Genomic DNA, 24,473 nt, shown 5'->3' with positions numbered 1-24,473 from the left:
GCGTTCTTCGGCTCTCCTCGGGGGCACAGCGCGGCAGGGCGTCTCAGCCGGTCAGGGCGTCCCAGCGCGGCAGGGCGTCCCAGCCGGTCAGGACGTCCAGCCGGTCAGGACGTCCAGCCGGTCAGGACGTCCAGCCAGTCGGTACGTCACAGCGAGTCGGACCGGGGCGCGCGGGCCCGGTCCAGGGACTTCAGGTCCACGTGGTCGCCGAGCGCGCGGTACCCGTCGTCGTTGAGGTGCAGGTGGTCGCCGGAGTCGTACGAGGCGAGGAGCCGGTTCGGCGCGGCGGGGTCGCGTACCGCCGCGTCGAAGTCGACGTACGCGTCGAAGACCGCGCCCGACCTGATCTGCTCGTTGACCGCGTGGCGGACGGCGTCGCGCTGGGGCGTCCAGGTGGCGAAGCCCTCGAACGGGGTCAGCGTCGCGCCGACGACCCGGAGCCCGCGGGCGTGCGCCCGGTCGGTGAGGGCGCGCAGGCCGTCCACGATGCGCTGGGGGTCGGCCTCCTGCGGGTGTTGCTGTACGTCGTTGATGCCGAGCGCGATGACGACGGTCCGGGCCCCGGCGACTCCCAGGACGTCCCGGTCGAGCCGGTCGGTGCCCGACTGTCCCCCGGTGCCGCGGCCGATGCCGGCGATCCGGTTGCCCGCGATGCCCGCGTTGGCGACCCCGTACCGGCCGCCCAGCCGGTCGGCGAGGACGTCGGGCCAGCGGGCGTTTGCGTCGGTGGTGGAGCCGCTGCCCGCGGTCAGTGAGTCCCCGAGGGTGACGACCGCGCCGAGTGCCTGCTCGGTGCGGACGTCCACGGCGGTCAGATAGCGCCAGTTGCTGGTGGTGAAGGTGCCCCGGTCGTCGATCAGGAACGAGGTCTGGTGGGTGTAGCCGTGGTAGGTGACCGGCCCGCCGCCGCGCGGGGTGCGGAAGCTGACCTGGAGGTCGGAGTCGGGGGCCACGGGTACGACGACCGGGTCGCTGACGACCCGTCCGCCCGCGGCGACGGTGACGGTCGCCGCGCCCTTGAACGTCACCGGCCGGGTGTTGACGGTGGCCTGGTCGACGACCAGGGGCGTTGTGCCGAAGAGGTTGGACAGCGTGATGCGGGCGGCGTCCCCGCCGATGCTGGTGTGCACGACGTTACGGACGGTGCGCCCGGGGAGCCCGCCCTCGGTGCCCGCTTCGGCGCCGACCGGCGCGGCGGTCCAGGTGGCGACCCACGAGGGACCCGAGGCGGCGGGGTCGACCGGATTACGGGCCGCCGCCTGGGTCTCGGCCGGCGGGAGCGGCGCCGACCGGGGCCCCGAGAACAGCGTCGTTGCGAAGGCGACGGCGGCGGCGAGCGCGGCGGTGCCCGCCACTAGGGCGATGAGCAGGGCATACCCCTGGCGCCTTGGCATGTGCGGTGGTTCTCCTTGTGATGATCGTGCTGGTCCCATGATGCGACAGGCCGTCGGGAACTCCACATGCGGCCCAGGAGTAGGGGAGGTAGGGACAATGCGTACGTCACGGGGGCGAGGCGTACGCGGACGGGTGGAGCGGATGGAACGGACCGGATCCGGCGAGCACGGGCAGGACGGGGACGCGGTGCGGAAGGACGCGGCGCAGGGGTCGGCGGGACCGGACCCGGGGCGGCCGGAGCCGTCGGGGGCCGAGGCGTCGAAGGCTCCGGTGCCGGAGGCCCCGGCGTCGGTGCGGGCGGCGCTGCCGCCGGGGCGGGCGGGGGAGGCGGGGGCGGGCGCGGGCCCGCTGGCCTCGTTCGCGTACACCGCCGCCGACGAGGAGAAACAGCGCGGCGTACGGCGCATGAAACTCACGGCGACCGGCCTCCTTCTGCTCGTCGCGATCGTCTACGTCCTGGCCACCTGGGCGAAGAACTCAGGCGTGGGGGGCTGGCCGGGCTACGTCGCAGCGGCTGCCGAGGCGGGGATGGTCGGCGCGCTGGCGGACTGGTTCGCGGTGACGGCGCTCTTCCGCCGCCCGCTGGGTCTGCCCATTCCGCACACGGCGATCATCCCCACCAAGAAGGATCAGCTAGGACAGTCCCTCGGTTCCTTCGTTGGCGAGAACTTTCTCTCCGGAGACGTCATTCGTGACCGAATTCACGCTCTGGGGGTCGGCCGGCGTCTCGGTGTGTGGCTCGCGGAGCCGGCCCACGCCGACCGGGTCACCGCCGAGTTGGCGACGGCGCTGCGCGGTGCGCTGACGGTCCTTCGGGATTCCGACGTCCAGGCGGTGGTCGGCGAGGCGATCACCCGGCGGGCGGACGCGGTGGAGGTCGGCCCGGGCCTCGGCAAGATGCTGGAGAAGGTCGTCACGGACGGCGGCCACCGCAAGGTCGTCGACCTCATCTGCGTACGGGCGCACGACTGGCTGGTGGAGCACGGCGACTCGGTGATGAACGCGGTGCAGGGCGGCGCCCCCGGCTGGACGCCCAGGTTCGTGGACAAGCGGGTGGGGGAGCGGGTCTACAAGGAACTGCTGCGGTTCGTCACGGAGATGCGGGACATGCCGGAGCACCCGGCGCGCGGCTCGATCGACACGTTCCTCACCGACTTCGCGGCCGACCTCCAGACCGACGCCGACACCCGGGCCCGGGTGGAGCGGCTGAAGTCGGAGATCCTGGGCCGGAGCGAGGTCCAGGACGTCATCGCCTCGGCCTGGTCCTCCGTCCGTACGATGATCATCTCGGCGGCGGAGGACGAGCGCAGCGAACTGCGGCTGCGGGCGCGCGCCTCGCTGATGTCGCTGGGTGCGAGGCTGGCGAGCGACGAACGGCTCCAGAGCAAGCTGGACGGCTGGCTGGAGGACGCCGCGGTGTATGTGGTGACGACGTACCGCGCGGAGATCACCTCGCTGATCAGCGAGACGGTCGCCGGCTGGGACGCGGACCAGACCTCGAAGAAGATCGAGGCGCACATCGGCCGCGACCTCCAGTTCATCCGGATCAACGGCACGGTGGTGGGCGCGCTGGCGGGCCTGGCGATCTACACGGTGTCGCACGCGCTGGGGGGCTGAGAGGGCTGAGGGGACTGAGAGGGCCGAGGGGCTCCTCACCGGGTCCCTGGCCGGCTGCTCGGGCGCCGCTCCGGATGCGTACCCGTACGGTCCTGTCGAGTCCGGTACGGGTACGCACCCGGCCTACGCGGGGGAGTTGTGGGGGAGTACGGGCGCGGGGCGGTGGGCGTTCAGCCGGACGCGGGTTTCTTTCGGCCCCGGGCGGCCTCGGCGCCGGGAGGGCTATGTGGTGGGCGGGCTCAGTGGTGGGCGGCCCGCCGGGTGACGGCCCAGGAGGCGCCGGCCATGCCACCCGCGACGGCGAACACGGCGGGCCACGCGCCGACCTTCTTGGCGAGCGGGTGGGACCCGGCGAAGGCGGCGACGTAGGCGACGCTCAGCCCGGCGGCGGCACGCGGCCCGGCCTGCCGGTTCCACGCGTACGCGGCCAGCGACCCGGCGGCGGCGAGCGCGACCCCGCCGAGCGGCCGCTTCTTGGTCCACCGGGCGACGCCGTAACCCCCGACGAGCCCGCTCGCCGCCACCGCCGCTGCCGGAACCTTGGCCATAACCTTGGCCATCGCCGCCACCATCGCTTTCCTGTGAGCCGTGGACATCTCTGTGGTTCGCTGCTCCGCCCGAGGCTAGCGTTCGGGGCGGCGCGCCCGGCGGGCGGGACGGAGAGACGGAGAGACGGGGGTCCGAGTGGGGGCGGCGAGCACGAGGGCGACCACGGTGGTGGTGACGGTCACGGGCGCGGAAGGGGCGCACGAACCTGACTCCGGCCCCGTACACCTCTTCTGCACCGACCACGGCGGAGACGGCCCGCCCCTGCTCCTGCTGCACGGGCTGGCCGGGCACCGCGGTGAGTGGGAGGCGCTGGCGGCCCGGTTCGCGGCCACGCACCGGGTGATCGCCTTCGACGCGCGCGGCAGCGGGCAGAGCACGCGCCGCCCCGGGGACGTGACGCGGGCGGCGCACGTGCGCGACGTACGGGCGGTGGTGCGCCGGTTCGGTCTGGCCGGAGAGGACACGGTGCTGGTCGGCCAGTCGATGGGCGGCCTCACCGCGCTGCTGACGGCGGCGGCCCACCCGGAGGTGTGCCGTGCGCTGGTCCTGATCGAGGCGGGTCCGGGGGGCCCGAGCCCGGGGCTGCCGGAGCAGATCGGGGGCTGGCTGGACTCCTGGCCGGTGCCGTTCCCGGACAGGGAGGCGGCCGAGGCGTTCTTCGGCGGCGGCCCGGCGGGCCGGGCCTGGGCGGCGGGCCTCGCACCGGGCCCCGGCGGACTGCGCCCCCGCGTCGACCGGGACGTGATGGTGGCCACGGTCCAGGAGAACGCGCACCGCGACTACTGGGACGCCTGGGACCGGGTCTGCTGCCCGGTGCTGGTGCTGCGGGGCGAGAACGGGGCGATGAAGCCGGACGAGGCGGACCGGATGCGGGACCGGCATCCCGCGACGCGGATCGCCGTGATCCCGGAGGCGGGCCACGACGCCCATCTGGACAACTCGGCGGCGGTGTACGGGGAGATGGCGCGATACCTGCGCGATCTCCGCGAGTGCCCCGGGGCCGGGTAAGGTCTGGACCCTTCGTACGAGGGGGGCCTCATGCTGTTCCGTCACACTGCCCGCACCGCTGGTCACCATCCGGCGCGAACGGGGTTGCGCGCGGGCGCACTTGCCGTGGTCGTGGCCGCCGCGCTGGTGTCCTGCACACAGGCGTCGAGCGGCGGCGGCCACGACGCGGACGTCGCCCGGACCGTCGACTCCGTGGAGGACGCGGACCGGGCCGAGCGAGAGGCGGGCCAGGCGGCCGAGGCGGGTGAGGCTGACCCCACCGCTGCCCCCTCACCGGGCCCGGCCCTGGTCCGCGACGCCTTCGCAACGCTCCAGGCGACGCTGAACGAGACCTGCACACCCGGCGCGGGCGACTGCGCCTACTTCCTGGGTCGCGTGACCCGGGAACTCACCGAGCTGGACGAGTCGATGCGGGCGGACACCAAGGGCCCCGGCCACTTCAAGAAGCCGCTCGCCGACATGAAGACCCTGTTCGACGAGTTGGGCGACGACCGGTCCGAGGCGCACCTGGAAAAGCACTTCTCCAAGATCGTCGGCACCCGTGACGCCATCAACACCTGGATGCAGGACCACCCCGACGACTACCGCTGACCCTCCGCCGGAAGCATCGGGTGCATCGCGGGAGCGACGATCGGCTCGCGTACGGCGATGAAGAGGGGATCCGGATTCGTCAGGATCGTGCTGGTCCTCGTGGTCACCGCAATGGTGGCCACGATGGCCTTCGACCAGTTCGCGTGACGGCAGCGCGTCCGGCGTGGGGCCAGGTCAGGGGGCGGGCGCGGTGACGGTGATGCGGAGGACGGCGGTGGCCGCGGGAACGTCGGTGCCCTTCACGCGGACCTCGTACGTCAGCTCGTCCTCGCCGGTGTACCCCTCCCTGGCGGTGTACGTCATCGTGGCCGAGGACACCGACGCGGACCCGTGGTTGGGCTCGGTGTCGATGGTCAGGGTCAGTTCGGCGGGGTCGTAGGCGTCGAGCAGGCCCGCCCGCACGCCGCTCTCCAGGGTGATGGAGTCGTTGTCGAGGACGTCCACGTCCAGGCTGTCGCCCGCGTCCACGGTGTGCTGGTCGTCCATGAGCGCCAGCGTCCGCTCGACGGAGGATCCCTTCGCGCCCTCGTCGCTCCCACCGCATCCCGCCAGGACCAGGACAAGCGCGCCTGCTCCCACCGCTGTGCGTATCCGGAGGGCTCCGCGCAAGGGCTGCCGTGCCTGCTTCCTCGTCTGCATGTGTTGCCCCCAAGGCCGAACTAGGTGCGGTGGAGCAGCCGATGCTCGCAGGGCGTACGGGCGCACATCAGAGGCATACGGGAAGCGAAGCGGAATTGTGATGAGAGCGTGTACAGAACGTGGAGGGCGGGCCTCAGCCTGCGGACCGCGACCGCCCCAACAGCCGACCCTGCGCCGCCTTCAAGGAGGTGAACCCCTCCCGCGCGTAGTCGGCGAGTTCCTGGCTCGGGAACGACACGACGGACTGGTGCTGGTCGAACTGCCCCTGCGCCCAGCGGGCGGCCGTGATCTCGTAACCGGACACGTGGGCGCACAACGTGAGCAGGATCGGCGGCATCTCGGATTCGCGCAGCAGATCGGCGTGGGTGACGACGAGGTCGCGCATGGTCCGGATGTTCGGCAGGAAGACGGTGGTGACCCACAGCCGCCACTCGGCGAGTTCCTCCTGGGTGGGCGGATCCTCGTGGTCGAAGGGGGAGCGCCCGTCGGGGCGGGCGTTGCGCTGGGCGAAGGCGTCGAAGGCGCGGCTGTTGGCCTCGGTGATGGCGAACAACGGCCCGTAGAAGTCACTCAGTTGCCGGTTGACCCGTGCGAGCCGCTCACTGCGCTGGGCGAGCCGCAGCCCGTTGAGGTAGGCCGCGACGTACCCGGCGAAGGCGAGGGCGATGGTGACGGCCAGAGCAATCATGGGGGAATGCTACGGACACCGACCGACGTGGGAGTGGCTCGGCGAACGAATCTTCGATCTGGTGATGCGTCAGAAGCGTGGGATACGGTGACGAGGTCATCACGCTCAGTGCGCGCTCGCGCGCAAAGGGCGGCCCCCGGAGGTGCGCTAACACCCACCCGAGGGCCTACACCTCCAGTGGTCAGGAGCCACCAGAAATGCTGCGCCATGTTATCGCGCCCTCTTCGGGCTGGACGAAGGCCTCGCACACGATCGTGCGCGACCGACGGATGAACAGCAACGCGAAGATCCTCATCCTGTACGTCCAGGGCCTCCCCGACTCCGCCACGAACCGCCCGCTGGGCGAACTGGCACAGAAACTGGACATGAAGGGCCGCCCGTACCAGCAGGCCAAGAAGCAGTTGGTGGAGCACGGTTACGTCCATGAGTGGCGGGGCCAGCGCGAGGACGGGCTGTGGGCGACGGACCAGCTGTTCACGAACACACCGCTGACGAGCGCGGAGGCGAGGGCGGTCTGGGCGAGGCTGGAGCAGGAGGCGGGGCGCTCTCCGGGTGTGCGGTATCCGACGGTCGGTGCACCGACTCCCCGGTCGGTCGGTGGCTATCAACCCGAGGAAGACCACAGTGATGAGAACACTCCCCACCCACCCTCCGAAGCGGAGCGGGTAGCGAACCCGGACCGGAATCGGGACCGGGTGGAGTCGACGCCGGCCCTGGGACCGGTGGCGGCCCCGGAGCGGACGCCGGAACCGGCGCCGGCCTCGGAACCGGCGGAGGCTTCGACCGAACGGGCCTCGGACATCGAACCGGCGGGCGCCCCGGTGGCAGGGGCCCCGGCCAAGGCGTCTCCGGGTCAACTGGCCAAGGCCGAGCGCCTGCTGCTGTCCCTGCGCCACACGCGCCGCGATCTGCTGCTGGGCGTCAAGGAGGCCCGGGCGCTGGCGGTGGAGGCCGTGAAGTGGCTGGAGGGAGGCCTGCCGGAAGGGGACCTGCGCCAGGCGCTCCTGGCGGACCCACCGGAGGGCGGGGTGCGCTCGGCGGTCGGCTTCCTGCGCCATCGGCTGATCCAGAAATGCCCGGTGGGCCCGGTGATTCAGCTGCCGTCCCCGCCCCCGCCGCCGGTCAGGGAGCTGATGGCGTGCGCGGGCCCGGGGGAGGAGCATGTCTTCCGCCCGCTGGCCGACGAGGCGGAGTGCGCAGACTGCCGCAGGGCGACGGCGTACGCGAGCTGGATGGTCGACACGGACGCGTACGAGTTCCCCGAGGACATGACCTGGCGGCAACGCGTGGCGGCCGTGCGGAAGGCGGACGCGCTACGGGCTGCCGGGGGCTCACCCCAGGACGACGCGGGCGACGACGGGCAGATGGTCGCTGCCGGTGGCGGGAAGGGTCCGGATGTGGCCGACGGTGGCGGAACGGGCCATGACCTGGTCGATCCGGGTCACCGGGAAGGCGGCGGGGAAACTGAAGGCGAAGCCGCGCTCGGCGACGCCCAACTGTGAGGTGAGAGGCCTCAGACCCCGGTCCTCCGCAACGCCGTTGAGATCTCCGAGCAGGACGACCGCCTCGACGCTCTCGGCAGCGACGGCGCGCCCCAGCAACGCGGCGCTCTCATCCCGCCGTTGGGAGGCCAGCCCGCCCATCCCCACCCGGACGGAGGGCAGATGGGCGACGTACGCGGCGACGTCCCCGTACGGAGAGTGGACCACGGCCCGCACTCCCCGACTCCACCCCTCCTCGATGCCCGGGGGCTTGATGTCCACGACCTGCTCACCGCTGAGCGGATGCTTGGACCAGAGCCCGACGGTGCCCCGGACGACGTGATGCGGATAGTCGGCGGCGAGGCTCTTCTCGTACACCGCCAACTGCGGATCCACCAGCTCCTCCAACGCAACGAGATCGGCCCGGGAGTCGATCAGTGCGCGGGCTGTCCCGGCGGGGTCCCGGTTCTCGTCGCTGACGTTGTGCTGCACGACGACAAGCTCCCGCCCGCCGCGCTCCTCACCGGGCAGAAGCAACCCGCCGAAGGCATGCACCCAGGCGCCCACCGGCAGCAGCAGGGCGACGAGGGCGACGGCGGACCGCCGAACGAGGGCGACGACCAGCAGAACGACGATGAGGAGCCCGGCCCAGGGCAGAAAGGACTCCAGCAGACTCCCCACCCGCCCGGGCCAGTTGGGAACATGCCGGTGAAACCCCAGGACGACCCCCACGACGACGGCACTCCCGGCGACCACCCACCCCCGTCGCTTCCCCACCCCAGGCACCGCCGTCTTTGACGCCACCGCACCGCTGTCCGCCCGCTCCACCATGTCTTTCCGTCCACTCGGCCCTGCTCTGTAGGACGAGCGGACGGAAGGATCAGTTGCCGGACGGCCCGGGTGCCGAGTCTTGCTGCTGGACACGGCGGATAGAGTCGTGGACCACGTCTTCACCGGGCGGCGCCAGGCCGGTCGACACCTCGGGGGTACCAGGCATGGTCACGCCTGAGCAGATCTGGGCGGACGCTGATCTCCCCGCTCGTCGGCTCGCCGGGCTTGCTCTCAACCCGTCCGCGCCGGAGAGCGTCCTGCTGCGGCTGCTCCTGGAAGCCCCGCTCGCCGTACGGATGGTGCTCTGCCGGGACCGGGCCCTGCCCGAGGCCATTGCCGACGCCGTGATCCAGCACCCCGACACCCGCACCCGCGGCTTCTTCGCGCGCAACCCCCACGCCGATCCGGCCCAGCGAGCTCGGCTCGTGGACGATCCCGAGTGGTCCGTCCGCGCCCACCTCGCCGAGGGGCCGCGGGTGACCACCCCGCGCGGCCCGGGCCGCTGCCCGACTGGGCTGTCGTCCACATGATCAGCACGTACGACGACGAACTCCTGGGCGGCCCCTTCCGCCGGCAGATCTCCGCCGGGCTGCGCCGATCCATGCCCACGCATCCCGTCGCGAAGGTTCGGCGGTGGGGAGCCGCCGAGTGGCCGTCACTGTCCGAGGACACTCGAGCCGCCCTCCTCGCAGACCCCGACGCCGAGGTCCGGGAGGCGGCTCAGCGGCATGCCCGCTACGAGGATCCGGCGTGGGCGGCGAGCTTGCTCCCCGACCGACCGTGCCACGCCCGCACCGATCTGCTGCTCCACCGCCCCCTCACCCGGACCGTGGTCGAGAACGTCCTTTCCCGGCCCGTGGGCGGGGAGGACAAGGCGATGATCGCCGCCAACCCCTCCCTCCCTGCCGACACGGTGGTTCTCCTGGCCGCCGATCCGGACCCGGAGGTACGGATCCGGATCGCGCAACGCACGGACCTCGGACCCGCCGAGTGCCGCACGCTCATGACGGACCCCCACCCCGGCGTCCGCCTGGCCGTGTCCCTCCATCCCGCACTGAGCGAGGAGGAACGGGCCCGGATCGACTACCAGGTCCCCATGGACCATTCCTTCGTCCACCACCCTCCGCCGGAGACGCCCCGGGATCCCAGGGCCGTCCGGCGCGACGCACTCTCCCGCCACCCGCTGCTGCGCCGGCGGGCAGCCCGGGACCATCTGCTACCGCCGGATCTCGTCGCCTGCCTGGCGTCGGACGACGACCTCGGCGTACGCGTGCTGCTGGCACAGAACCACCCGGACGCCCCGGCATCACTTCTGCTGCGCAGCTTCCTCGAGTACGCCGGCCCCGAGCGCAGCCACCTCACCACCCGGCCGAACTTCCCCACCGACGGACTGGCGGTCTTCGCCGACCACGAGGACCCCGAGGTCCGGGCCTTGGCCGCCCGCGCCCCTGATACCGAGCCGACAACCGTGGCCCGGCTCACCCAGGACCCGGACCGTGCCGTAAGGGCTGCGGCGGCGCGCCACCCGAATCTTCCGCACTCCCGGCTGGCAGCGCTCCTCGACGACGAGGAGTTGGCCCACCACGCGGCGGCGAACGCGTCCCTGCCCTCGGACGTGATCCGCCGACTCCTCCGGACAGGCGGACGGCAGGCACGGCCGCCGGGGTGAGTGGAGGTCCCGCCCCCCGCTCGTCGCCCTCTGCGAGGTACCACGTGCCAGCCGGGCGACCTGCTCCGCTCGGAGGCGGAGGAAACCGATGACGTGGTGGATGCCGGGGACGCGGTGGGCGCCGACGAGACCGTGGGCGCCTCGGGCGAATGAACCCTCGCCGCCGACCTGTCACCGGCGAGACTCGCCGACCAGGTGCTGTGCACCACCGCGAGAAGATCGTTTCTGACACCGTGCCGTTCTGAGGTGCCGAGTAGATTCTGGTCATGCCCGAGCCTTTGAGCGCAGCTCTCAGACAGCTGCTGGACGACTTGCCACCTGGCAGGCTGACAGGGCCTTGTCATCCTCCGCATCCGGTGGTGTGGATGAGCGACGGCCCGGTCATGGACGCGGATGACCGGTGGAAGCGGTTGTCTGCGCGTCGTTGTGAGACCGGTCTGTACCCGCTGTTGCTCGAATACCCCGACGACTCCTTCGGCCCTGTGGATGGAGGCCACGGGGCTGACGCCGACGCCGACGCCGACGCGTACTTCCGAGGCGAGTGGACGGACGACTCGTGGCCGCCTTTCGAGACGTGGCCCGGTCTCGCGACGCCTGCCGAGGCCGTGGCGGATCCTGACGTGTGGGCGGGGGAAGTGGCTACCGCTGTCGTCCGCGAAGGCCGAGCCCGGTGCCTCGCCCTCGTCCAGACCGCGCGGGGCGCTGATGCGCCCGCTGCGCTCAGTTGGCGGGGCGCGGCGCATCACATGACCGCCCAGGAACTGGCGGCAGTGCTGCGCTCCTGGGAGCACCGGTTCGGCGTCCGTGTCGTGGGCTTGGGACACGGAAGTCTGTATCTCTCGGTTGCCGCTCCACCGACGGACGCCCACCAGGCCCGTGTCCTCGCCGCGGAGCACTACCTCGCCTGCCCCGACGTCTTCCATGAGGACCCCGACCTGGACTGGTCCACGTACCACGAAGAGCTCATGCGACTTCGCGAGTGGCGGCTCTGGTGGGATTGAGAGTGCTCTTCTTGGAACGGCCGTCGCAGGTGGTCGCAGCCAGAGCCCTCGTCCGCATGCAGCCTCGCCCACGGAGGTCATACGGGCGGACGAGGGCACCGGAGGAGTCGAATGGGACGAGAGCGATCCGTACTGCGAACTGATCCGGCCCCAGATCGCGCAGGGCAAGCGCGTCGAACGCGTACGGGGCCGGGCGGTGTCTCAACCTCCTGATGTGGGAAGGCGCGCTTCGGGCGAAGGTGTGCCCTCCGGAGGTTCTCGCCGACCAGCTGGATCGCCTTCTGGGAGTCGTCGGTATGGATACCGTCCGGCTGGGGATCGTGCCGATGAACGCCGCTCTGCGTCTCCCGCCGGCCAATGCGTTCTGGATCGTCGGCGAGCGGTTGGTGATCACGGAGGACTGGCACGCGGAACTCTGGCTGGACGGCTCCGACACGGTGGCCCTGTACCAGCGGGTCTGGGAAACCCTGCGCGAATCCGCCGTGTTCGGTGCGGAGGCGCAGCACGATATCGCTCGGGCCCGGCAGGCGATGGTCGCGTAGGGCTGTGGTGATGTGCGACTCCGCCCTGAGGGAGGGGCAGCCAACGGAGGTGAAGGATCAGCGCGCGTACGGTCCCGTCTGCGGAAGCCCGGCTCACGGAGCCAACGCCCTCGGGCTCAGTGAAGGCGTCCATCCTGCAGGGCTGACACGAATGACGTCCACGAGTGTGGCTGGAAGAGCAGCGATCCTCCCTCTGTGGCCTTCGAGTCGCGTATCGCAGTCCCGTCGCAGAGGAGCGCGGCTTCTACGCATTCCGTGGTGTTGCCGCCGCTGTAGGAGGACTTGAACCAGCTCGGGGACTCGTTGGACGGGGCAGAAGGCATTCTTCAGATCTCCTTGTAGACACGCTCGATCAGAGCTGATGACGCGGTCATGTCCAACGCTTGTGCGCACAGGTAGTCGAACGCAAGTCGATACCGGTCAAGTTCGTGGTCCTTCTCCATGAAGACAGAGCCCACGTGGAGATCGACGTAGACGACGTCGAGGGAGGGCTCTGCCCCTCCCAGGATGACGAAGCTTCCCAGCGCCGCTGCGTGTGCACCCTTGGCAAACGGGAGCACCTGGAGAGTGACTCCCGGCGATTCATTCGCCTTGAGGAGGTGACCGAGCTGCTCCCGCATGATCGCGGGTGACCCGACTACTCGTCGGATCACCGACTCGTCCAGAATGGCCCAGAGGCGCGGAGGGCGTTCACGGGCGAGAATCTCCTGGCGTTTCATGCGGATGTCGACGAGCCGTTCGACTTCGTCTGGGGCCAGGCGCATCTCGTTGGCTTGCTGAATCGCCGTGCTGTACCTCCTCGTTTGCAGGAGCCCCGGCACGTACACGCAGGAGAAGTGATCCTCGCGCACCGCCTCGTCTTCGAGCGTGAGGAGAAGGTTCATATCCGTGGGAATGGAGTCGCTGAACGGCCCCCACCACCCCTGCTGCTTCGCGTCCTTGGCGAGAGCCACGACCGTGCACCGCTCGGCCTCCGTCGCGTCGTACTGCCGGCACAAGGCGTCGACGATGGGCCACTTCACAGGGCCCTCCTGGGTCTCGTACCGGCTGATGGTGGCTTTCGATACACCGACGAGCCGGCCGGCTTCCTCAAGGGTCATGCCCTTGCTCGCTCGCAGCTTCCGCATCATCGCGCCGAGCTGACGGCGACGCGTGGTGGTCGTCCTGACGGGCATGGAAGCCTCTCTCCCTGCTGCAAGCTGCGGTCGGGGCGCGCAACAAGGCTAAGGCCAGGGGTCGTTAGGCCTGGTTGATTCACCCGATCGAGGTTCATGAGAAGTTACACAGAGAGACTTCTCGCTGCCATACTCGCCAGAGGAGCGCTACGCAGCGTCGCCGTTCGGATGCGGTGGGCGCGGCTTCGTCATGGTGTGAGGGGAGTGCTGTCATGTGCCGATGCGAGAGCCACGAAGCGTGTCCTCGGTATGTGGTTCCGTTCGAAGCAGCGCCGGCCCAGCTTTCGGGTCTGCGCCGGGCCGTGAGATCTCAGCTAGGTTGCTGGGAAGCGTCAGCCGTGGCGGAAGAGGCTGAACTGGTTGCGACTGAGCTGGGTGCCAATGTCATTAAGCATGTCGGCCGTAACGTTGCAGCCTCTCTCGTTCTTGAACTGAGAAAGGACCGAGTACGGCTTGAGGTTCACGACAGGAGTCGTGTCTTGCCAGCATCTTCCGCTGAGGTCTGTGCGGAGAACGATGAGTGCGGCAGAGGCCTGCACCTCATCGCTTCCATGGCCTACGCCTGGGGTTCGGCTCAAACAGCAACCGGGAAAGTCGTCTGGTGCGAGCTCTCCCTGAAGCCGGCAGGGCGTGAGGAACGCGTAGGGCGTGCTGCCGCGGTGCTGTCGGCGTACCACGAGCCCGGCAGCACGTCGGGACTTGACCCCGTCGCCCTTGATGAGAGAGTCACAGACGTCATTACCGATTTGCTTCACTGGCTCGCTGTCCAGGGCGGAGACCCGGAGGGGGCCCTCGGTCGCGCCCAGATGCATTATGAGGCCGAGGCGGCCTGATGCACCGAGGAGTCAGGCCTGTTCTCCCTGAGCCGCCGCGGCGAGAAGAAGGCCGGCGTCCGCGTACTGCTCGCTGGTGTGGAGTGCCGACGCGATGTTGAGTACTGCCTGAGCGTCACGCCGGGCCGCGTTGGTGATCACTTGGTCGGCCGCTTTCCCGAGGCCAGCTGCCCGGCACTGTGCGACGAAAATCTGGACATCGCGGGCAGACAGCGTGGTCGCGGCACTCCACATCATGATGTCGGCATCTCTTGACCGGCCAGCGGACAAGCTCTCGGCGAGCGTTCTGATCTCAGGCCAGGCAGCATCAGCAGGAGTGTTGAGGTGCCGGTCCCCCTCTCGCAGGGGGACCGGCACCTCTGCTTGTGCCGGTGCCCGTGGAATGCCGCGGTGCCGCGGCGAAAGGCGGACACGCGGTCGGCGCGGTCGGCGCGGTCGGCGGCGAACGTGCTTGGGGGCCGGCGGACCTGCCGCCGTCGGCTGGGCGTCAGAGTCGGCAACCGTGGCACCGGGAGAGCCGACAGGGCAGCAGCCGCAGTGCTTTACCAGGGTTTTGGCTCGGAGTTCCAGAAGCAAGGGCAGGGAGCAGGGCATAGCCCTCGATGTCGCCGCCGCCTCGTCGCGGAGGATCTTGTAGAGCTTTTCGACATGCTCGGTTTCGGGGATCCGGCCGCCGTTGAGGTGGTTCGAGAGCGATGTCGCAGCGAGGTAGACGTCCTGCGCGATCTCCGCCTGGGTCCGGTCGCTGACCTCGCGTAGCTCTCGCAGCTTCAGGACGAAAGCCCGATGAGGAAGGGAAACCGAGCTCGGCAGCTTTTTCCACTTGTGGGTTCTCTTCGGCAACCTCTGCTCCTCAAGGGTGCGAGCCGGGCTAGCGATACAGGTCACTGCGATTCTCCGTGCCCGGGCGTGGCTGGGGAAGCGCAGCCGCTTTTCCGTTTGCCCTCGAAACTCAGTCAGGGCTGGTGCCGGAGAGCCCTGAACGACGAAGGTGATTCCCACAGGACCGCCGCGGACAGCCGCTGCGGCCCTGACGCCTGCTGCGCACCTGAAGCGAGGAGACCCGGATGACTTTGCCGTCGTGGACGGACACCAAGTTCGGCACCATGAAGCGCGCGGCCTTGTGGCTGGTCACTGTCGTAGGCGAGGGCAACGTCTTCACAAAGGAAGATGTCAAGAGCGCCTTTCCCGGGGTGAGCCAGGCTGACCGCCGAGTGCGCGACCTCCGTGACCACGGCTGGCAGATCGACACCAACCGCGAGGACGCGGCTCTGGGGCAGCACGAACAGCGCTTCGTCAAGCAGGGGCTGCCGGTCTGGGAACCTGGGAAGGCGGCGAAATCCGGGGCATCCATCACCCAGACCCAGCGCAGGGATGTCCTGGCACGTGACGGGCATCTGTGCCGGTCCTGCGGAATCGCTCCCGGAGAGACGTACGCCGGAAGCTACGAAGCCGCGCAGCTGGACATCGCCCGGCGGGCGGTGAAGCAGCCGGCCGGCGGTGAGGTGGTCGAGCTGGTCGCGGAGTGCAACCGGTGCCGTGTCGGTGGCCGGGGGCAGTCAGCTGATCTGAGTGCGATTCTCGGCCGGGCCAGCCGCCTCGGATCGCTGGAGCGCAGCCTCCTCCTGCGCTGGATCGACCAGGACAAGCGCGAGTTCAGCGCCGCTGAGGAGCTCTGGGCCGTCTACCGGACGCTACCGGCGGAGTCGCGGGCCAAGTTCCGTGAGGCTCTGTCCTAGCCCACCCTCCCCCCCCCCGCACTGAACGGACGGCGAAAGGCCGGTGCTGTTGCACTGGCCGGCATGAGCTGCTTCCCCTGAGCACTGAAGGAGAACTGACGATGACCAAAGACTTCGGGCGCCCCCCTCTGGCCGCCGCGAACCAGGAACTGGTGGAGCGCCGCCTGCGGGAAATCCGTGACGCTGGCGGTGTTCAGGAGACGCTTCGCATTGAATGGCGGGGCAAGCCGATTCAGGTCGAAGTCATCGATATGCCGGTGGAATCCCTCTACTACAACCCGGGAACGCACCGGATTCGTGCTCAGAGGAGCCATGATCCGGTGCGTGACCGCGGCTTGGACGAGGACGCGTTCAGCGTCGAAAGCCAGGAGTACCTTCACCACCTGCTCAGGGCGCTGCCTTCCGACCCGTCCAAGCGGGACCCGGACTTCGACGCCCTGCTGGAGAGCCTGCGTGACTTTAAGCAGAACGAACCCGGTCTCATCACCCGGGACGGCATCCTCGTCAACGGCAACACTCGCCGGGCCGCGCTCAAGGACCTGGTCGAGCCCAACATTCGGGTAGGAGTCCTTCCCTCCTCCTGCACGTGGGATGACATCAACCGCGTTGAGCTCGCGCTTCAGCTCCGCAAGGACCACCGCCGGGACTACTCCTACATCAACCGCCTGCTGGCTATCGAAGAGCAGCTCAGCCTTGGTCGTACGCATGCTGACATCGCCCGGGAATTCCGGACGACCGCACGCGCCTGTGAGCAGGACCAGTGGATCCTGACGACGCTCCGGGACCTGGTCGAGCGGAGCAGGACCGGTGGCGCGCAGTTGCGGCTGCTCGACTTCGAGGATCACCAGGAGAAGCTGAAGGAACTCCACCGCCGATGGGTGAAGGAGTCGGCGTCCAGCCAGGAGAAGGCCGACCTGATGAAGGAGAGCCGGCTGACCGCGATCATTCTCGGATTTTCGAAAACTGATGTGCGGCTCATCGAACCGGACTTCAAATCGCGGTACCTCGACACCCGTCTCCCCGAGGCCGTCAGGTCTCAGGTGCCCGTTGCTCCTGCCACGACGGTGGCGATCCCCGGGCTGAACCGGACGGTCCGCGCTGCTGACCCCAAGGTCGCTGAAGCACGGGCGCTCACCGACTCTGTGCTCAGGGTGAAGGCTGTGGAGGCCGCAGGCGAGAACGCTCCGTTGGAACAGGTCGCCGAGGCTGCCAAGACCATCACGGCGGTCAAAGCGGCGGTTGAAGAGGCACTGGAGCCAGCGGGGAAGGACGCCCGAGTTCGCAAGAGGAAGCAGGCGGCGCCCGACCGGATTGTGGACGCTTGCCACGACCTTGAGCAGTGCGTTACCGACCTGGTGCTCTCCCGTGCGTCACGGAGCCTGGATGAGGAGATCTTCGACGAGGCGGTGCTCAAACTGCGGGATAGCTTGGGCAAGCTGGCAGTGGAGGCGGCCCGCAGCATCAAGGAACCGGGGGACGGCGTCACCTGGCTGCTCGACGCCACACACAAGGAGGAACGGGCGTGATGAGCCAGGGAGAACCGTCTCTGCGGATCGCTTTCGACGTAACCCGTACGCGGGCGGTGCTCCGTACTAAGGATGGGCGTCAGTCTGATCTCGCGCAACTGGCAGCCCGGTTCCCCGGAGGCGGTCCGAGAGGACAGCTGTCCGCGGAAATCGAGCTTGAGGCGTTTCTGGTCGGCATCGGCGAACTCGGGACCTGGCCGTCCCCTGAGGACGTCGAGTGGGACGACGAACTCGCCCAGCTGGTCGGTGGAGTCCTGGACGACGCGGACGCGGCCCAGCGTCAGCTGGATGGGGAGAGCGACGAGGCCCATCAGACCATCGCCCACGAGGAGATCACGGGCCTTCTGGGAGCTGAATGGACCGCGCCTCTCACTGACTTCCAGCAGCGGGACATCGCCCGGCTGCTGTCTCTCCGCCACGGAGCGAACTTCAGTGTGCCGGGGGCCGGCAAGACCCGGGTGGGGCTTGCGGTATTCGCTGCCATGAGAGAGCGCGGCGAAGCATTCAGGCTGCTCGTTGTGAGCCCTAAATCGGCATACGAGTCGTGGGAGTTCGAGAACTCCGTCTGCTTCAAGGAGCCGCTTCGCTTCGGCGTGATGGGCAGCAGCCCGGATGCCACCGCGGAGATCATGGTGATCAACTATGAGCGGCTCGACCGTTCGCTGGCGGCGCTGGCCTCCTGGCTGCGGGCAACGCCTTCCATGGTGATCCTGGACGAGGCGCACCGTATGAAGCTGGGGACGCGGGGCATCTACGGCTCCGCCTGCATGGCGCTCGGCCCGCTCAGCCGGCGCCGCCTCATCCTGACGGGAACGCCAGCGCCCAACGGCGCCAGGGACCTGGAGAACCTGCTGTCGTTCGTCTGGCCCGGGCACGGCCGCCGCGTCGTTACCGGTGCTGTCGCGGGCGGCGACCTGGCCTACGCGAGCCAGGTGCTTCGGCCCTTGTTCACCCGCACCACGAAGTCGGAACTCGGCCTGCCGCCCTTCGATCCGAAGATCCGGTACGTCGATATGCCCAGCCTGCACCAGGAGATCTACGACGCGCTCGTGGGCCGGTATTCCGCACGTGCGGAGGCGGCGCGCGACGACTTCGATGCCCTGGGCAAGGCTATGCTGCGGCTTCTGATGGCGGCGACGAGTCCGGCGCTGCTTGCTGAAGGCACCAGCCGGTATGAACCGCTGACCTATCAGGTGCCCCCGCTGGATGTCCCGCACGGAGATTCCCTCTACACGCTGATGAGGGACCTCCCCAGTTACGAACTGTCGCCGAAATACCAAGAGGCGCTCAGCATCGTCGCGGCCAACGCTGAACAGGGCCGGAAGACGCTGGTGTGGACGACGTTCGTGCGCAGTCTCAGCACCATGGAGCGGATGTTCGCGGGATACCAGCCGGCCGTAGTCCACGGAGGAACTCCCGACCGGGCGGAAGAGATCCGCCGGTTTCGTGAGGACCCCGACTGTTCGGTCCTGCTGTCCAATCCAGCGACTCTGGGCGAGGGAATCAGCCTTCACCACGTCTGCCACGACGCTGTGTACGTGGACCGGGACTTCATGGCGGGCCGGTTCCTGCAGAGCCTGGACCGTATCCACCGGCTAGGGCTCGCCCCAGGGACGGAAACCAACGTCACGGTTCTGGCGTCCCGCGGAACAGTGGATGAGGTCGTCGCTCTGCGTCTCGAGGAGAAGCTGGAGTTCATGGGCAGAATCCTTGATGATCCATCCGTTCAGCAGCTCGCCGATCTCCAGGAGGAGGCCCCGGTCGCTGGAGGTATGGACATGGCGGACGTCCGGGCGCTGCTGAGGCATGTCGATGCCGTCGCCTCCCGGTGACGGCACCCGCGAGGCGGCGCGGCGCTGGCTGATCTATCTGCGGATCGCCGACGTTTCCCGGGTGCGCACGCTGTTCACTCACCATCCGCGCTATGCGGACCTCACGCCCGTGCAGTACGCCGAAGGCCTGGCATGGCTACGCCGAACGGACTTGGTTTCCGGAGCGGGCCGGCCGGCCGTGGACGTCGGGGAGAGCCTCTCGCTGAACGGCGCCGCTGTCCCCCACGTTTTATGGAGTGCCATGGACGACGAAAGGAGAAGGGCGACCGGCACCGCCGGTGAGAGATGCCTGCTTGCGCTCCTTCGTCGAGCCGGGATGGCGTCAGTGGAGCACGTTTCAGCAGTATCAGACGCCTTCGGATACGACATCGCCGCAACGACGCCGTGCGACGAACACATACACCTTGAAGTGAAGGCGACGACGGATCCAACCCGTCTCGTCATCCACCTGACTCGCCATGAGAGCGACGTGATGGGCGCTGATCCCCGGTGGGTCATGGGCGCTGTCCTTGTAGGAAGGGAGGGAGGCGCCCTCAGCGTCGCCACCGTGAGCCGGGCGTGGCTGCGCTCAGTGGTACCGCAGGACCGTTCTCAGCGCGGGAGGTGGGAGTCAGCCCGGCTGACCGTGCCTGCGGAGGCACTGAAACCCGGACTGATCATGGAAGGCGGGAAGAGCGTATTGGCCGGTGGATCATGTGCCATGCCGGGGGTCTGGGGGATGACTGAGCGCGCAGTGGTGTCTGCCTGACCAAGAGCCGCCGCCAGGCTTCGGCCCACCGCTTCCGCCACAGGCGGGGGGAAGGCGTTGCCCACCTGGCGGTAGACGGAGGTCTTGCTCCCGGCGAAAGCCCAGTCGGCTGGAAAGCCCTGCAGTAAGGCCATTTGCCGAACGGTGAGCCGGACGGGAAGAGCTGCCCCCGGCCCAGGAGGTTCATCAGCGACGCTGGACCCGTTTACACCGAGCCGCGACCACGCCTTCCTGGCCCGGGAAGGCCCGAGGTCAGCGCCGCCATGTTTGCGGGACCCTCCGCAGAGTGTCGGTGCGATGGCCATCGCACCGTCTGCCCACTGCTGGGCTAGTTCCCAGTCGGCGGAGGCCATGGACTCGTAGAGGACGCTGCCCACCGTAGGCGCTGTCGTGGGGCAGCTGGTCGGGGCGGGCCAGCGGAATCGCCGGAATGCCTCCGGCCGCAGGGCCACCAGGACCGCCCGGGGGCGCAGCTGCGGAACGCCGTAGTCACAGGCACGCAGAAGCCGCCAGTCGGCCGTGTAGCCAAGGTGCGTCAGTACGCTGATCACTTCCGCGCGATAGCTGGCGAACTTCGCCTGAAGGATGCCCTTGACGTTCTCCACCATCACCGCGCGCGGTCGAAGCTCAGCGGCAAGCCTGAGCAGGTCGGGGAACAGATTCCGTTCGTCCGCGGGCCCCAGCTGCTCGCCGGCGAGAGAGAAGGGTGGGCACGGCACCCCAGCTGCCAGCAGTCCGACAGCCTGGTCGTTTCCGGAGAGGTCTTCCGCCCGGATTCCGCGGATGTCGGACTGAATGACGTTCCAGCCGGGCCGGTTCAGCCGGAGCGTCTGCGTCGCGTCACGGTCCAGCTCGACGAGGGCTGTGTGTGAGAAACCCGCACGCTGCAGGCCCAGAGCTTGGCCCCCTGCCCCGGCGCAGATTTCCATGCAGTTCATCGTCGCGGGCGGCAGGCTCTGGGCAGGGGTTCTGGGCATGTGTTTCCGATCCGTGGCTGACGAGCAAGTTCCGTGAGAGCTTGCCGCCACTTGCCGCGGCAAGTGGCGGCAAGCTAATGTAGTCACTCGAAAGGGTCATGCATAGCTCTTGAGTTCGAACTACGAGTGGGGCTTCTAGTGGCATCTGATGGTCTGGACTGGCGCGATGGAGCACTTGGCGCAAGAGTCCGGGTGGCGCTCTGGCTGCGAGACGAGGTCGGCGTCGGGAACACCTTCTCGAAAGCGGCGCTTCGTGCCGCGATCACCGGTGCCGAGCAGGTCGACCGCAGGATGCGTGATCTCCGGCCTGCGGGCTGGGTGATCAAGACGAATCTCGACAAGCCCAGCCTTCAGCCTGATCAGCTCCTTCTTGAGGCGATCGGGGCGCCGGTCTGGGAGAAGGAGCACCGGGCGGCTGGCCTGCGGCAGATCAGCGCGAAGACGAGGAGGTTCGTGCTGGAGCGGGATCTGCACCGGTGCCGGCGCTGCGGGGTCGGCGCTGCCGAGGCCTATCCGGGCGAGCCGGGTTCCGCCGCCCGGCTCACGCTCGGGCATGTGAATCCGCATGCGGCGGGCAGCTCCGCAGGAGCCGAGGATCTTCTCACGGAGTGCGCACGGTGTAACGAGCTGGTCAAGAACCTCACCGGCGTCCAGATGGACGCGGGCCAGGTGTGGGTTCGGATCAAGGCTCTGCCCCTCGCGCAGAAGCGCGAACTGCTGACGTGGATGGATGCCGATGCCCGGCCCCTGCGGCCGGTGGACCGCGCCTGGGGTATGTACAGGCAGCTGCCGGCCGTGCTCAGGGACGAGATGAAGAACGACCTGCGGGGTCTGACGGAGAGCTGATCGGGTTCGAAGGGGCGGGGCTTGCCCGCAGGGGCTCCTGGTGTGTCTCTGGCAGATGCGACACTTGCGTGTCTGAATCAGTCACACCAGGAGGAGCCCGTGGCCCCTAACGATCGTCCGCTGCTGACCTCCATTGAGATCTGCGCAGGGGCCGGCGGGCAAGCCATCGGTCTCCATCAGGCAGGCTTCAAGCATCTCGCGCTCGTGGAGATCGACAAGTATGCAGTGGAGACGCTTAAGCAGAACATCAAGAGCCTGCCGAACTGGAGCTGGGAACGACAGTACTGTGATGTCATTTCTGATGACGTCAATAATTTCCGCCCTATCCCGTCGGAAAAGTATCCAGAATCTGGCCTGAGTAAGCCGGTCAAATTCCTCGGGGGGCAGCTGCGGCGCGGCGACCTAGATCTCCTCGCGGGGGGTGTGCCCTGCCCGCCCTTCTCGCACGCTGGAAAGCAGCTGGGGAAGGATGACGAGAGAGACCTCTTCCCTCGGATGCTGGAACTTGTTGACGAGCTGCACCCTAAAGCGGTAATGATTGAGAACGTCCGTGGCATCAAGGACGCGAAATTCATCGACTACCGGACTTATATTCAAGCGCGTCTTGCGGGCGGCCGGGCAAAGAGGCCGGAAACGGGGCTTGAGGAAGATTTCGGAGGCATGGGTTACGAAATCTGCGAATGGGAAGTCCTGGAGGCTAGCGACTTCGGAGTCCCTCAATTGCGTCCGCGGGCAGTCCTGGTGGCTATCCGCAAGGACGTGCTCGGTGATATCAAGTTCGTTTGGCCCACTCCTGTGGGTGGTGTGCGCAGCGTTTTTGATGCTCTGGAGACGAGCATGAGGGAGCGTTATCAGCCATATATTGCGGCGGGCGGAACGATCGGGGAAATTGCCCGTGATTCGCTCGACCGCTGGCTGAAGGTGGCGTCTGATGCTGCCATGAAGAAGAGGGATGGCGGCATCGCACCGACTCTGGTCGGGGGATCGAAGAAGCACGGCGGCGCCGACCTTGGCCCCAGCAGGGCCAAAACTGCCTGGGGTACCCTCGGTGTTTCCGGTATGGGCGTAGCGAACAATCACGAGCTAGGCGAAAAGAAGAAAAGTCAGGGGCGCGACCTGTTCGGGCCTAAGGGGCCCATGCTGACTGTGGACCAAGCGGCAATTATCCAGGGATTCCCAGAGGAATGGGAATTCACAGGAGGGAAGACCGCTCAGTACCGCCAGGTGGGAAACGCGTTCCCGCCCCCCGTCGCCGCCGCGGTAGGCCAGGCCATCGCGGATGTGCTGCGGGCAGCCTACGAGCGAGACGCCAGGGAGGGGGCACCCCAGCAGAAGGTGCTACCCGAGCAGATCGTCCCGGCGCTCGCGGACGGCGCTGATGATCGACAAGGCGCAGGCGTCTGAGCTCTGGTGCTCCCAGAACCGCAGGACGAGCCAGCCGGCAGCGGAGAGCCGCTCGTCGGTATCCCGGTCGCGGGCGACGTTCCTGGCTACCTTCTCTGACCAGTAACCCGGGTTGGTCTTCGGGGAAACGTAGTGCTCTGGGCAGCCATGCCAGTAGCAGCCGTCGATGAATACGGCCACCTTCGCCGGACGGAAGACCATGTCAGCGGTCCGGCGAAGGTCCGGCAAGGGCCTTGCCGCCACCCGGTAGCGCAGACCGTTCGCATGAACAAGCCTGCGGATCAAACGTTCCGGCTTCGTGTCCCTGCTTCGGATCGCCTGCATGTTCCGCCGTCGTACGGCCGACGACGCCCATGAACCCTCTGGGGGCGTCCATTCATCTGGCGTAGACAATAGGGGTCATCCCTCCTCGGCTTCGTTGGAGGCGGCATCGGGGGTCGCTGAAGCGGAACGCTGATCCTGGATCTGCTCCTCTCGCCGCAACGCGACCCACTCTCCCGGACGGATCGTGTAGCCACGAGCCGCCGCCGCGTCGCGCCATTCCACTGAATCGCCACAGAGGAGATCCAGGCCGGCTTTCCTGGCAGAATCACGGGCTTGTCTCGCGCGTCGCATCGGGTCGTGCTTGCCCGCCCCGACGGTCAAAATAACGTTACGCGGAATGACGTGACCTTCAAGATACTGAAACATCTTGACCAGACGTCTTACCTGCCCGGGTCGTTCGGCAAGGACCTCGGCAGCCTGCTCCTCCGTGAGATGGCGGAGCGGATTAACCGGCAGGGGCGTCCAGTCATATACCGGGACACTCCACTGGTCGCGTGCCTGGGCCGCCAGGCCTCGCTTTCCGTCCTTGTTCTCCCCGTGCTGAAGCCAAGAGGTGTGTGTGCGGACCAGCAGGGTCCGGTGCCGGTTCTTCGGCAGCTGTATCTGCGTGCAGAGGCACAATTGGCAGTGGGCTTCCGAGGGGATGGTCCAGTTGCTCGTGATGGTGGCCTTGATGTCCACCGGGACGTCGTTGACCATCGTGTCCAGCGGCTTGACCTTGGGCAGACCGAAGACCCGCAGGACTTCGTACTCAAGCTTCGCGCCGACGGAAGCGCGCTCGCCGGGATGGACTGTTGGCAGCATCAGATCGAAGCGACCTGTGCGTCCGCCGTCGAGTACGTAGTCAATCGCGTTCCTGATCGCCTCCGTGTACAGCTCGGCGACGGGATGACCGCGGAACCAGCCCAGCACCGACTGGAGCTCTGGGTCCTCCTGGGGCGAGACAAGCGGGTGCAGGGCCTTCTTCGGGTTTGTGCAGTTTTCTCCCAGATCTGGAAGGATGATTTTTGCCATGCTGCCGCTCCTGCTGTGCTGGGTAACTCCTTGGCGCCTGGACT

At 68.3% G+C, this 24,473-nt stretch carries 23 protein-coding genes and 2 pseudogenes; 14 read left to right on the top strand and 11 right to left on the bottom strand.

What is annotated here, in order from left to right:
• Positions 1-146: 146 nt before the first annotated feature.
• The gene (locus tag CCZ36_RS11385; protein ID WP_069738442.1) at positions 147-1,394 is read right to left on the bottom strand and encodes an SGNH/GDSL hydrolase family protein; all 1,248 of its coding nucleotides are present in this window, start codon (positions 1,392-1,394) and stop codon (positions 147-149) included.
• A 97-nt stretch (positions 1,395-1,491) separates the two neighbouring features.
• Between CCZ36_RS11385 and CCZ36_RS11380 the strand changes: the two genes are divergently transcribed.
• Positions 1,492-3,012, top strand: coding sequence for a DUF445 domain-containing protein (locus tag CCZ36_RS11380; protein WP_176734600.1), 1,521 nt, complete (start codon positions 1,492-1,494; stop codon positions 3,010-3,012).
• 239 nt (positions 3,013-3,251) lie between these two features.
• On the opposite strand, the gene CCZ36_RS11375 is transcribed toward CCZ36_RS11380, so the two are convergent.
• The gene (locus CCZ36_RS11375; RefSeq protein ID WP_237302636.1) at positions 3,252-3,572 is read right to left on the bottom strand and encodes a hypothetical protein; all 321 of its coding nucleotides are present in this window, start codon (positions 3,570-3,572) and stop codon (positions 3,252-3,254) included.
• Between the two features lie 154 nt (positions 3,573-3,726).
• On the opposite strand from CCZ36_RS11375, the gene CCZ36_RS11370 reads away from it, so the two are divergent.
• Both CCZ36_RS11370 and CCZ36_RS11365 read left to right on the top strand, forming a co-directional pair.
• The gene (locus tag CCZ36_RS11370) at positions 3,727-4,569 is read left to right on the top strand and encodes an alpha/beta fold hydrolase (RefSeq protein WP_128817586.1); all 843 of its coding nucleotides are present in this window, start codon (positions 3,727-3,729) and stop codon (positions 4,567-4,569) included.
• 30 nt (positions 4,570-4,599) lie between these two features.
• The gene (locus tag CCZ36_RS11365) at positions 4,600-5,160 is read left to right on the top strand and encodes a hypothetical protein (protein ID WP_069742673.1); all 561 of its coding nucleotides are present in this window, start codon (positions 4,600-4,602) and stop codon (positions 5,158-5,160) included.
• 174 nt (positions 5,161-5,334) lie between these two features.
• Here the strand turns inward: CCZ36_RS11365 and CCZ36_RS11355 are convergent, their stop codons facing one another.
• The 3 genes from CCZ36_RS11355 to CCZ36_RS11340 all read right to left on the bottom strand — a co-directional run bounded on the left by CCZ36_RS11355 (position 5,335) and on the right by CCZ36_RS11340 (position 8,799).
• On the bottom strand, positions 5,335-5,739 hold the full coding sequence (locus CCZ36_RS11355) for an Ig-like domain-containing protein (RefSeq protein WP_237302635.1): 405 nt from the start codon (positions 5,737-5,739) through the stop codon (positions 5,335-5,337).
• A gap of 193 nt (positions 5,740-5,932) precedes the next feature.
• A complete protein-coding gene (locus tag CCZ36_RS11350; RefSeq protein ID WP_128817585.1) occupies positions 5,933-6,487 on the bottom strand; it encodes a hypothetical protein in 555 nt (184 codons plus the stop codon).
• Positions 6,488-7,818: 1,331 nt separating this feature from the next.
• Positions 7,819-8,799: an endonuclease/exonuclease/phosphatase family protein gene (locus tag CCZ36_RS11340; protein ID WP_128817584.1), complete on the bottom strand. Its 981-nt coding sequence runs from the start codon at positions 8,797-8,799 to the stop codon at positions 7,819-7,821.
• Between the two features lie 164 nt (positions 8,800-8,963).
• Here CCZ36_RS11340 and CCZ36_RS35665 point away from each other — a divergent pair, with 164 nt between their 5' ends.
• From CCZ36_RS35665 to CCZ36_RS11325, 4 genes and pseudogenes are all read left to right on the top strand, one after another.
• On the top strand, positions 8,964-9,329 hold the full coding sequence (locus CCZ36_RS35665; RefSeq protein ID WP_237302634.1) for a hypothetical protein: 366 nt from the start codon (positions 8,964-8,966) through the stop codon (positions 9,327-9,329).
• A complete protein-coding gene (locus CCZ36_RS11335) occupies positions 9,326-10,468 on the top strand; it encodes a hypothetical protein (protein ID WP_237302633.1) in 1,143 nt (380 codons plus the stop codon). The genes CCZ36_RS35665 and CCZ36_RS11335 overlap by 4 nt, the downstream gene beginning before the upstream one ends.
• Before the next feature lie 365 nt (positions 10,469-10,833).
• A complete protein-coding gene (locus tag CCZ36_RS11330) occupies positions 10,834-11,469 on the top strand; it encodes a DUF4253 domain-containing protein (RefSeq protein WP_237302632.1) in 636 nt (211 codons plus the stop codon).
• A 191-nt stretch (positions 11,470-11,660) separates the two neighbouring features.
• Positions 11,661-12,011: pseudogene (locus CCZ36_RS11325) on the top strand (Scr1 family TA system antitoxin-like transcriptional regulator); the annotation flags it as partial.
• Positions 12,012-12,127: 116 nt separating this feature from the next.
• Here CCZ36_RS11325 and CCZ36_RS11320 read toward each other — a convergent pair.
• Together CCZ36_RS11320 and CCZ36_RS11315 are read right to left on the bottom strand one after the other, a co-directional pair.
• A complete protein-coding gene (locus CCZ36_RS11320; protein ID WP_128817582.1) occupies positions 12,128-12,334 on the bottom strand; it encodes a DUF397 domain-containing protein in 207 nt (68 codons plus the stop codon).
• 3 nt (positions 12,335-12,337) lie between these two features.
• A complete protein-coding gene (locus CCZ36_RS11315; protein WP_128817581.1) occupies positions 12,338-13,186 on the bottom strand; it encodes a helix-turn-helix domain-containing protein in 849 nt (282 codons plus the stop codon).
• A gap of 212 nt (positions 13,187-13,398) precedes the next feature.
• Between CCZ36_RS11315 and CCZ36_RS11310 the strand changes: the two genes are divergently transcribed.
• Positions 13,399-14,019, top strand: coding sequence for an ATP-binding protein (locus tag CCZ36_RS11310; RefSeq protein ID WP_128817580.1), 621 nt, complete (start codon positions 13,399-13,401; stop codon positions 14,017-14,019).
• A 12-nt stretch (positions 14,020-14,031) separates the two neighbouring features.
• Here the strand turns inward: CCZ36_RS11310 and CCZ36_RS35660 are convergent, their stop codons facing one another.
• The gene (locus CCZ36_RS35660) at positions 14,032-14,862 is read right to left on the bottom strand and encodes a helix-turn-helix domain-containing protein (RefSeq protein ID WP_237302631.1); all 831 of its coding nucleotides are present in this window, start codon (positions 14,860-14,862) and stop codon (positions 14,032-14,034) included.
• Positions 14,863-15,086: 224 nt separating this feature from the next.
• Here CCZ36_RS35660 and CCZ36_RS11300 point away from each other — a divergent pair, with 224 nt between their 5' ends.
• From CCZ36_RS11300 to CCZ36_RS36930, 4 genes and pseudogenes are all read left to right on the top strand, one after another.
• Positions 15,087-15,758 carry a hypothetical protein gene (locus CCZ36_RS11300; protein WP_128817579.1) on the top strand — a complete coding sequence of 224 codons (672 nt, stop codon included), beginning with the start codon at positions 15,087-15,089 and terminating at the stop codon, positions 15,756-15,758.
• Between the two features lie 101 nt (positions 15,759-15,859).
• Positions 15,860-17,284, top strand: a complete 1,425-nt coding sequence (locus CCZ36_RS11295) for a transcriptional regulator (RefSeq protein WP_128817578.1) — start codon at positions 15,860-15,862, stop codon at positions 17,282-17,284.
• Positions 17,284-19,116 (top strand): DEAD/DEAH box helicase, encoded by a 1,833-nt coding sequence (locus tag CCZ36_RS11290; protein ID WP_164873614.1) that lies wholly within the window; start codon positions 17,284-17,286, stop codon positions 19,114-19,116. Before CCZ36_RS11295 ends, CCZ36_RS11290 begins: the two co-directional genes overlap by 1 nt.
• Positions 19,091-19,579: pseudogene (locus tag CCZ36_RS36930) on the top strand (protein NO VEIN domain-containing protein); the annotation flags it as partial. The gene CCZ36_RS11290 and the pseudogene CCZ36_RS36930, both read left to right, overlap by 26 nt.
• Positions 19,580-19,707: 128 nt before the next feature.
• On the opposite strand, the gene CCZ36_RS11280 reads toward CCZ36_RS36930, so the two are convergent.
• Complete coding sequence (locus CCZ36_RS11280; RefSeq protein WP_237302630.1) at positions 19,708-20,793, bottom strand: DNA cytosine methyltransferase; 1,086 nt, start codon at positions 20,791-20,793, stop codon at positions 19,708-19,710.
• A gap of 174 nt (positions 20,794-20,967) precedes the next feature.
• Between CCZ36_RS11280 and CCZ36_RS11275 the strand changes: the two genes are divergently transcribed.
• Both CCZ36_RS11275 and CCZ36_RS11270 read left to right on the top strand, forming a co-directional pair.
• The gene (locus CCZ36_RS11275; RefSeq protein ID WP_237302629.1) at positions 20,968-21,687 is read left to right on the top strand and encodes an HNH endonuclease; all 720 of its coding nucleotides are present in this window, start codon (positions 20,968-20,970) and stop codon (positions 21,685-21,687) included.
• A 99-nt stretch (positions 21,688-21,786) separates the two neighbouring features.
• On the top strand, positions 21,787-23,091 hold the full coding sequence (locus tag CCZ36_RS11270; protein ID WP_128817575.1) for a DNA cytosine methyltransferase: 1,305 nt from the start codon (positions 21,787-21,789) through the stop codon (positions 23,089-23,091).
• On the opposite strand, the gene CCZ36_RS11265 is transcribed toward CCZ36_RS11270, so the two are convergent.
• Entirely contained in the window at positions 23,026-23,484 is a 459-nt protein-coding gene (locus CCZ36_RS11265) for a very short patch repair endonuclease (RefSeq protein ID WP_128817574.1), read from the bottom strand. The two genes, CCZ36_RS11270 and CCZ36_RS11265, sit on opposite strands and share 66 nt — an antisense overlap.
• A gap of 6 nt (positions 23,485-23,490) precedes the next feature.
• Positions 23,491-24,429 carry a NaeI family type II restriction endonuclease gene (locus CCZ36_RS11260; RefSeq protein WP_128817573.1) on the bottom strand — a complete coding sequence of 313 codons (939 nt, stop codon included), beginning with the start codon at positions 24,427-24,429 and terminating at the stop codon, positions 23,491-23,493.
• Between the last annotated feature and the right edge of the window lie 44 nt (positions 24,430-24,473).

Source organism: Streptomyces sp. S063 (genome assembly GCF_002832675.1).
Lineage (GTDB): Bacteria > Actinomycetota > Actinomycetes > Streptomycetales > Streptomycetaceae > Streptomyces > Streptomyces sindenensis.
Note: the sequence above shows the minus strand (reverse complement) of the source record. Positions and strands in the feature narration are given on the sequence as shown.

Excerpts from the sequence above, each read along its gene's own strand:
- CCZ36_RS11385 (WP_069738442.1), bottom strand. The coding sequence starts at position 1,394 with ATGCCAAGGCGCCAGGGGTATGCCCTGCTCATCGCCCTAGTGGCGGGC.
- CCZ36_RS11380 (WP_176734600.1), top strand. The coding sequence starts at position 1,492 with ATGCGTACGTCACGGGGGCGAGGCGTACGCGGACGGGTGGAGCGGATG.
- CCZ36_RS11375 (WP_237302636.1), bottom strand. The coding sequence starts at position 3,572 with ATGGCCAAGGTTATGGCCAAGGTTCCGGCAGCGGCGGTGGCGGCGAGC.
- CCZ36_RS11365 (WP_069742673.1), top strand. The coding sequence starts at position 4,600 with ATGCTGTTCCGTCACACTGCCCGCACCGCTGGTCACCATCCGGCGCGA.
- CCZ36_RS11350 (WP_128817585.1), bottom strand. The coding sequence starts at position 6,487 with ATGATTGCTCTGGCCGTCACCATCGCCCTCGCCTTCGCCGGGTACGTC.
- CCZ36_RS11340 (WP_128817584.1), bottom strand. The coding sequence starts at position 8,799 with ATGGTGGAGCGGGCGGACAGCGGTGCGGTGGCGTCAAAGACGGCGGTG.
- CCZ36_RS35665 (WP_237302634.1), top strand. The coding sequence starts at position 8,964 with ATGGTCACGCCTGAGCAGATCTGGGCGGACGCTGATCTCCCCGCTCGT.
- CCZ36_RS11335 (WP_237302633.1), top strand. The coding sequence starts at position 9,326 with ATGATCAGCACGTACGACGACGAACTCCTGGGCGGCCCCTTCCGCCGG.
- CCZ36_RS11330 (WP_237302632.1), top strand. The coding sequence starts at position 10,834 with ATGAGCGACGGCCCGGTCATGGACGCGGATGACCGGTGGAAGCGGTTG.
- CCZ36_RS11320 (WP_128817582.1), bottom strand. The coding sequence starts at position 12,334 with ATGCCTTCTGCCCCGTCCAACGAGTCCCCGAGCTGGTTCAAGTCCTCC.
- CCZ36_RS11315 (WP_128817581.1), bottom strand. The coding sequence starts at position 13,186 with ATGCCCGTCAGGACGACCACCACGCGTCGCCGTCAGCTCGGCGCGATG.
- CCZ36_RS11310 (WP_128817580.1), top strand. The coding sequence starts at position 13,399 with ATGTGCCGATGCGAGAGCCACGAAGCGTGTCCTCGGTATGTGGTTCCG.
- CCZ36_RS11300 (WP_128817579.1), top strand. The coding sequence starts at position 15,087 with ATGACTTTGCCGTCGTGGACGGACACCAAGTTCGGCACCATGAAGCGC.
- CCZ36_RS11295 (WP_128817578.1), top strand. The coding sequence starts at position 15,860 with ATGACCAAAGACTTCGGGCGCCCCCCTCTGGCCGCCGCGAACCAGGAA.
- CCZ36_RS11290 (WP_164873614.1), top strand. The coding sequence starts at position 17,284 with ATGAGCCAGGGAGAACCGTCTCTGCGGATCGCTTTCGACGTAACCCGT.
- CCZ36_RS11280 (WP_237302630.1), bottom strand. The coding sequence starts at position 20,793 with ATGGAAATCTGCGCCGGGGCAGGGGGCCAAGCTCTGGGCCTGCAGCGT.
- CCZ36_RS11260 (WP_128817573.1), bottom strand. The coding sequence starts at position 24,429 with ATGGCAAAAATCATCCTTCCAGATCTGGGAGAAAACTGCACAAACCCG.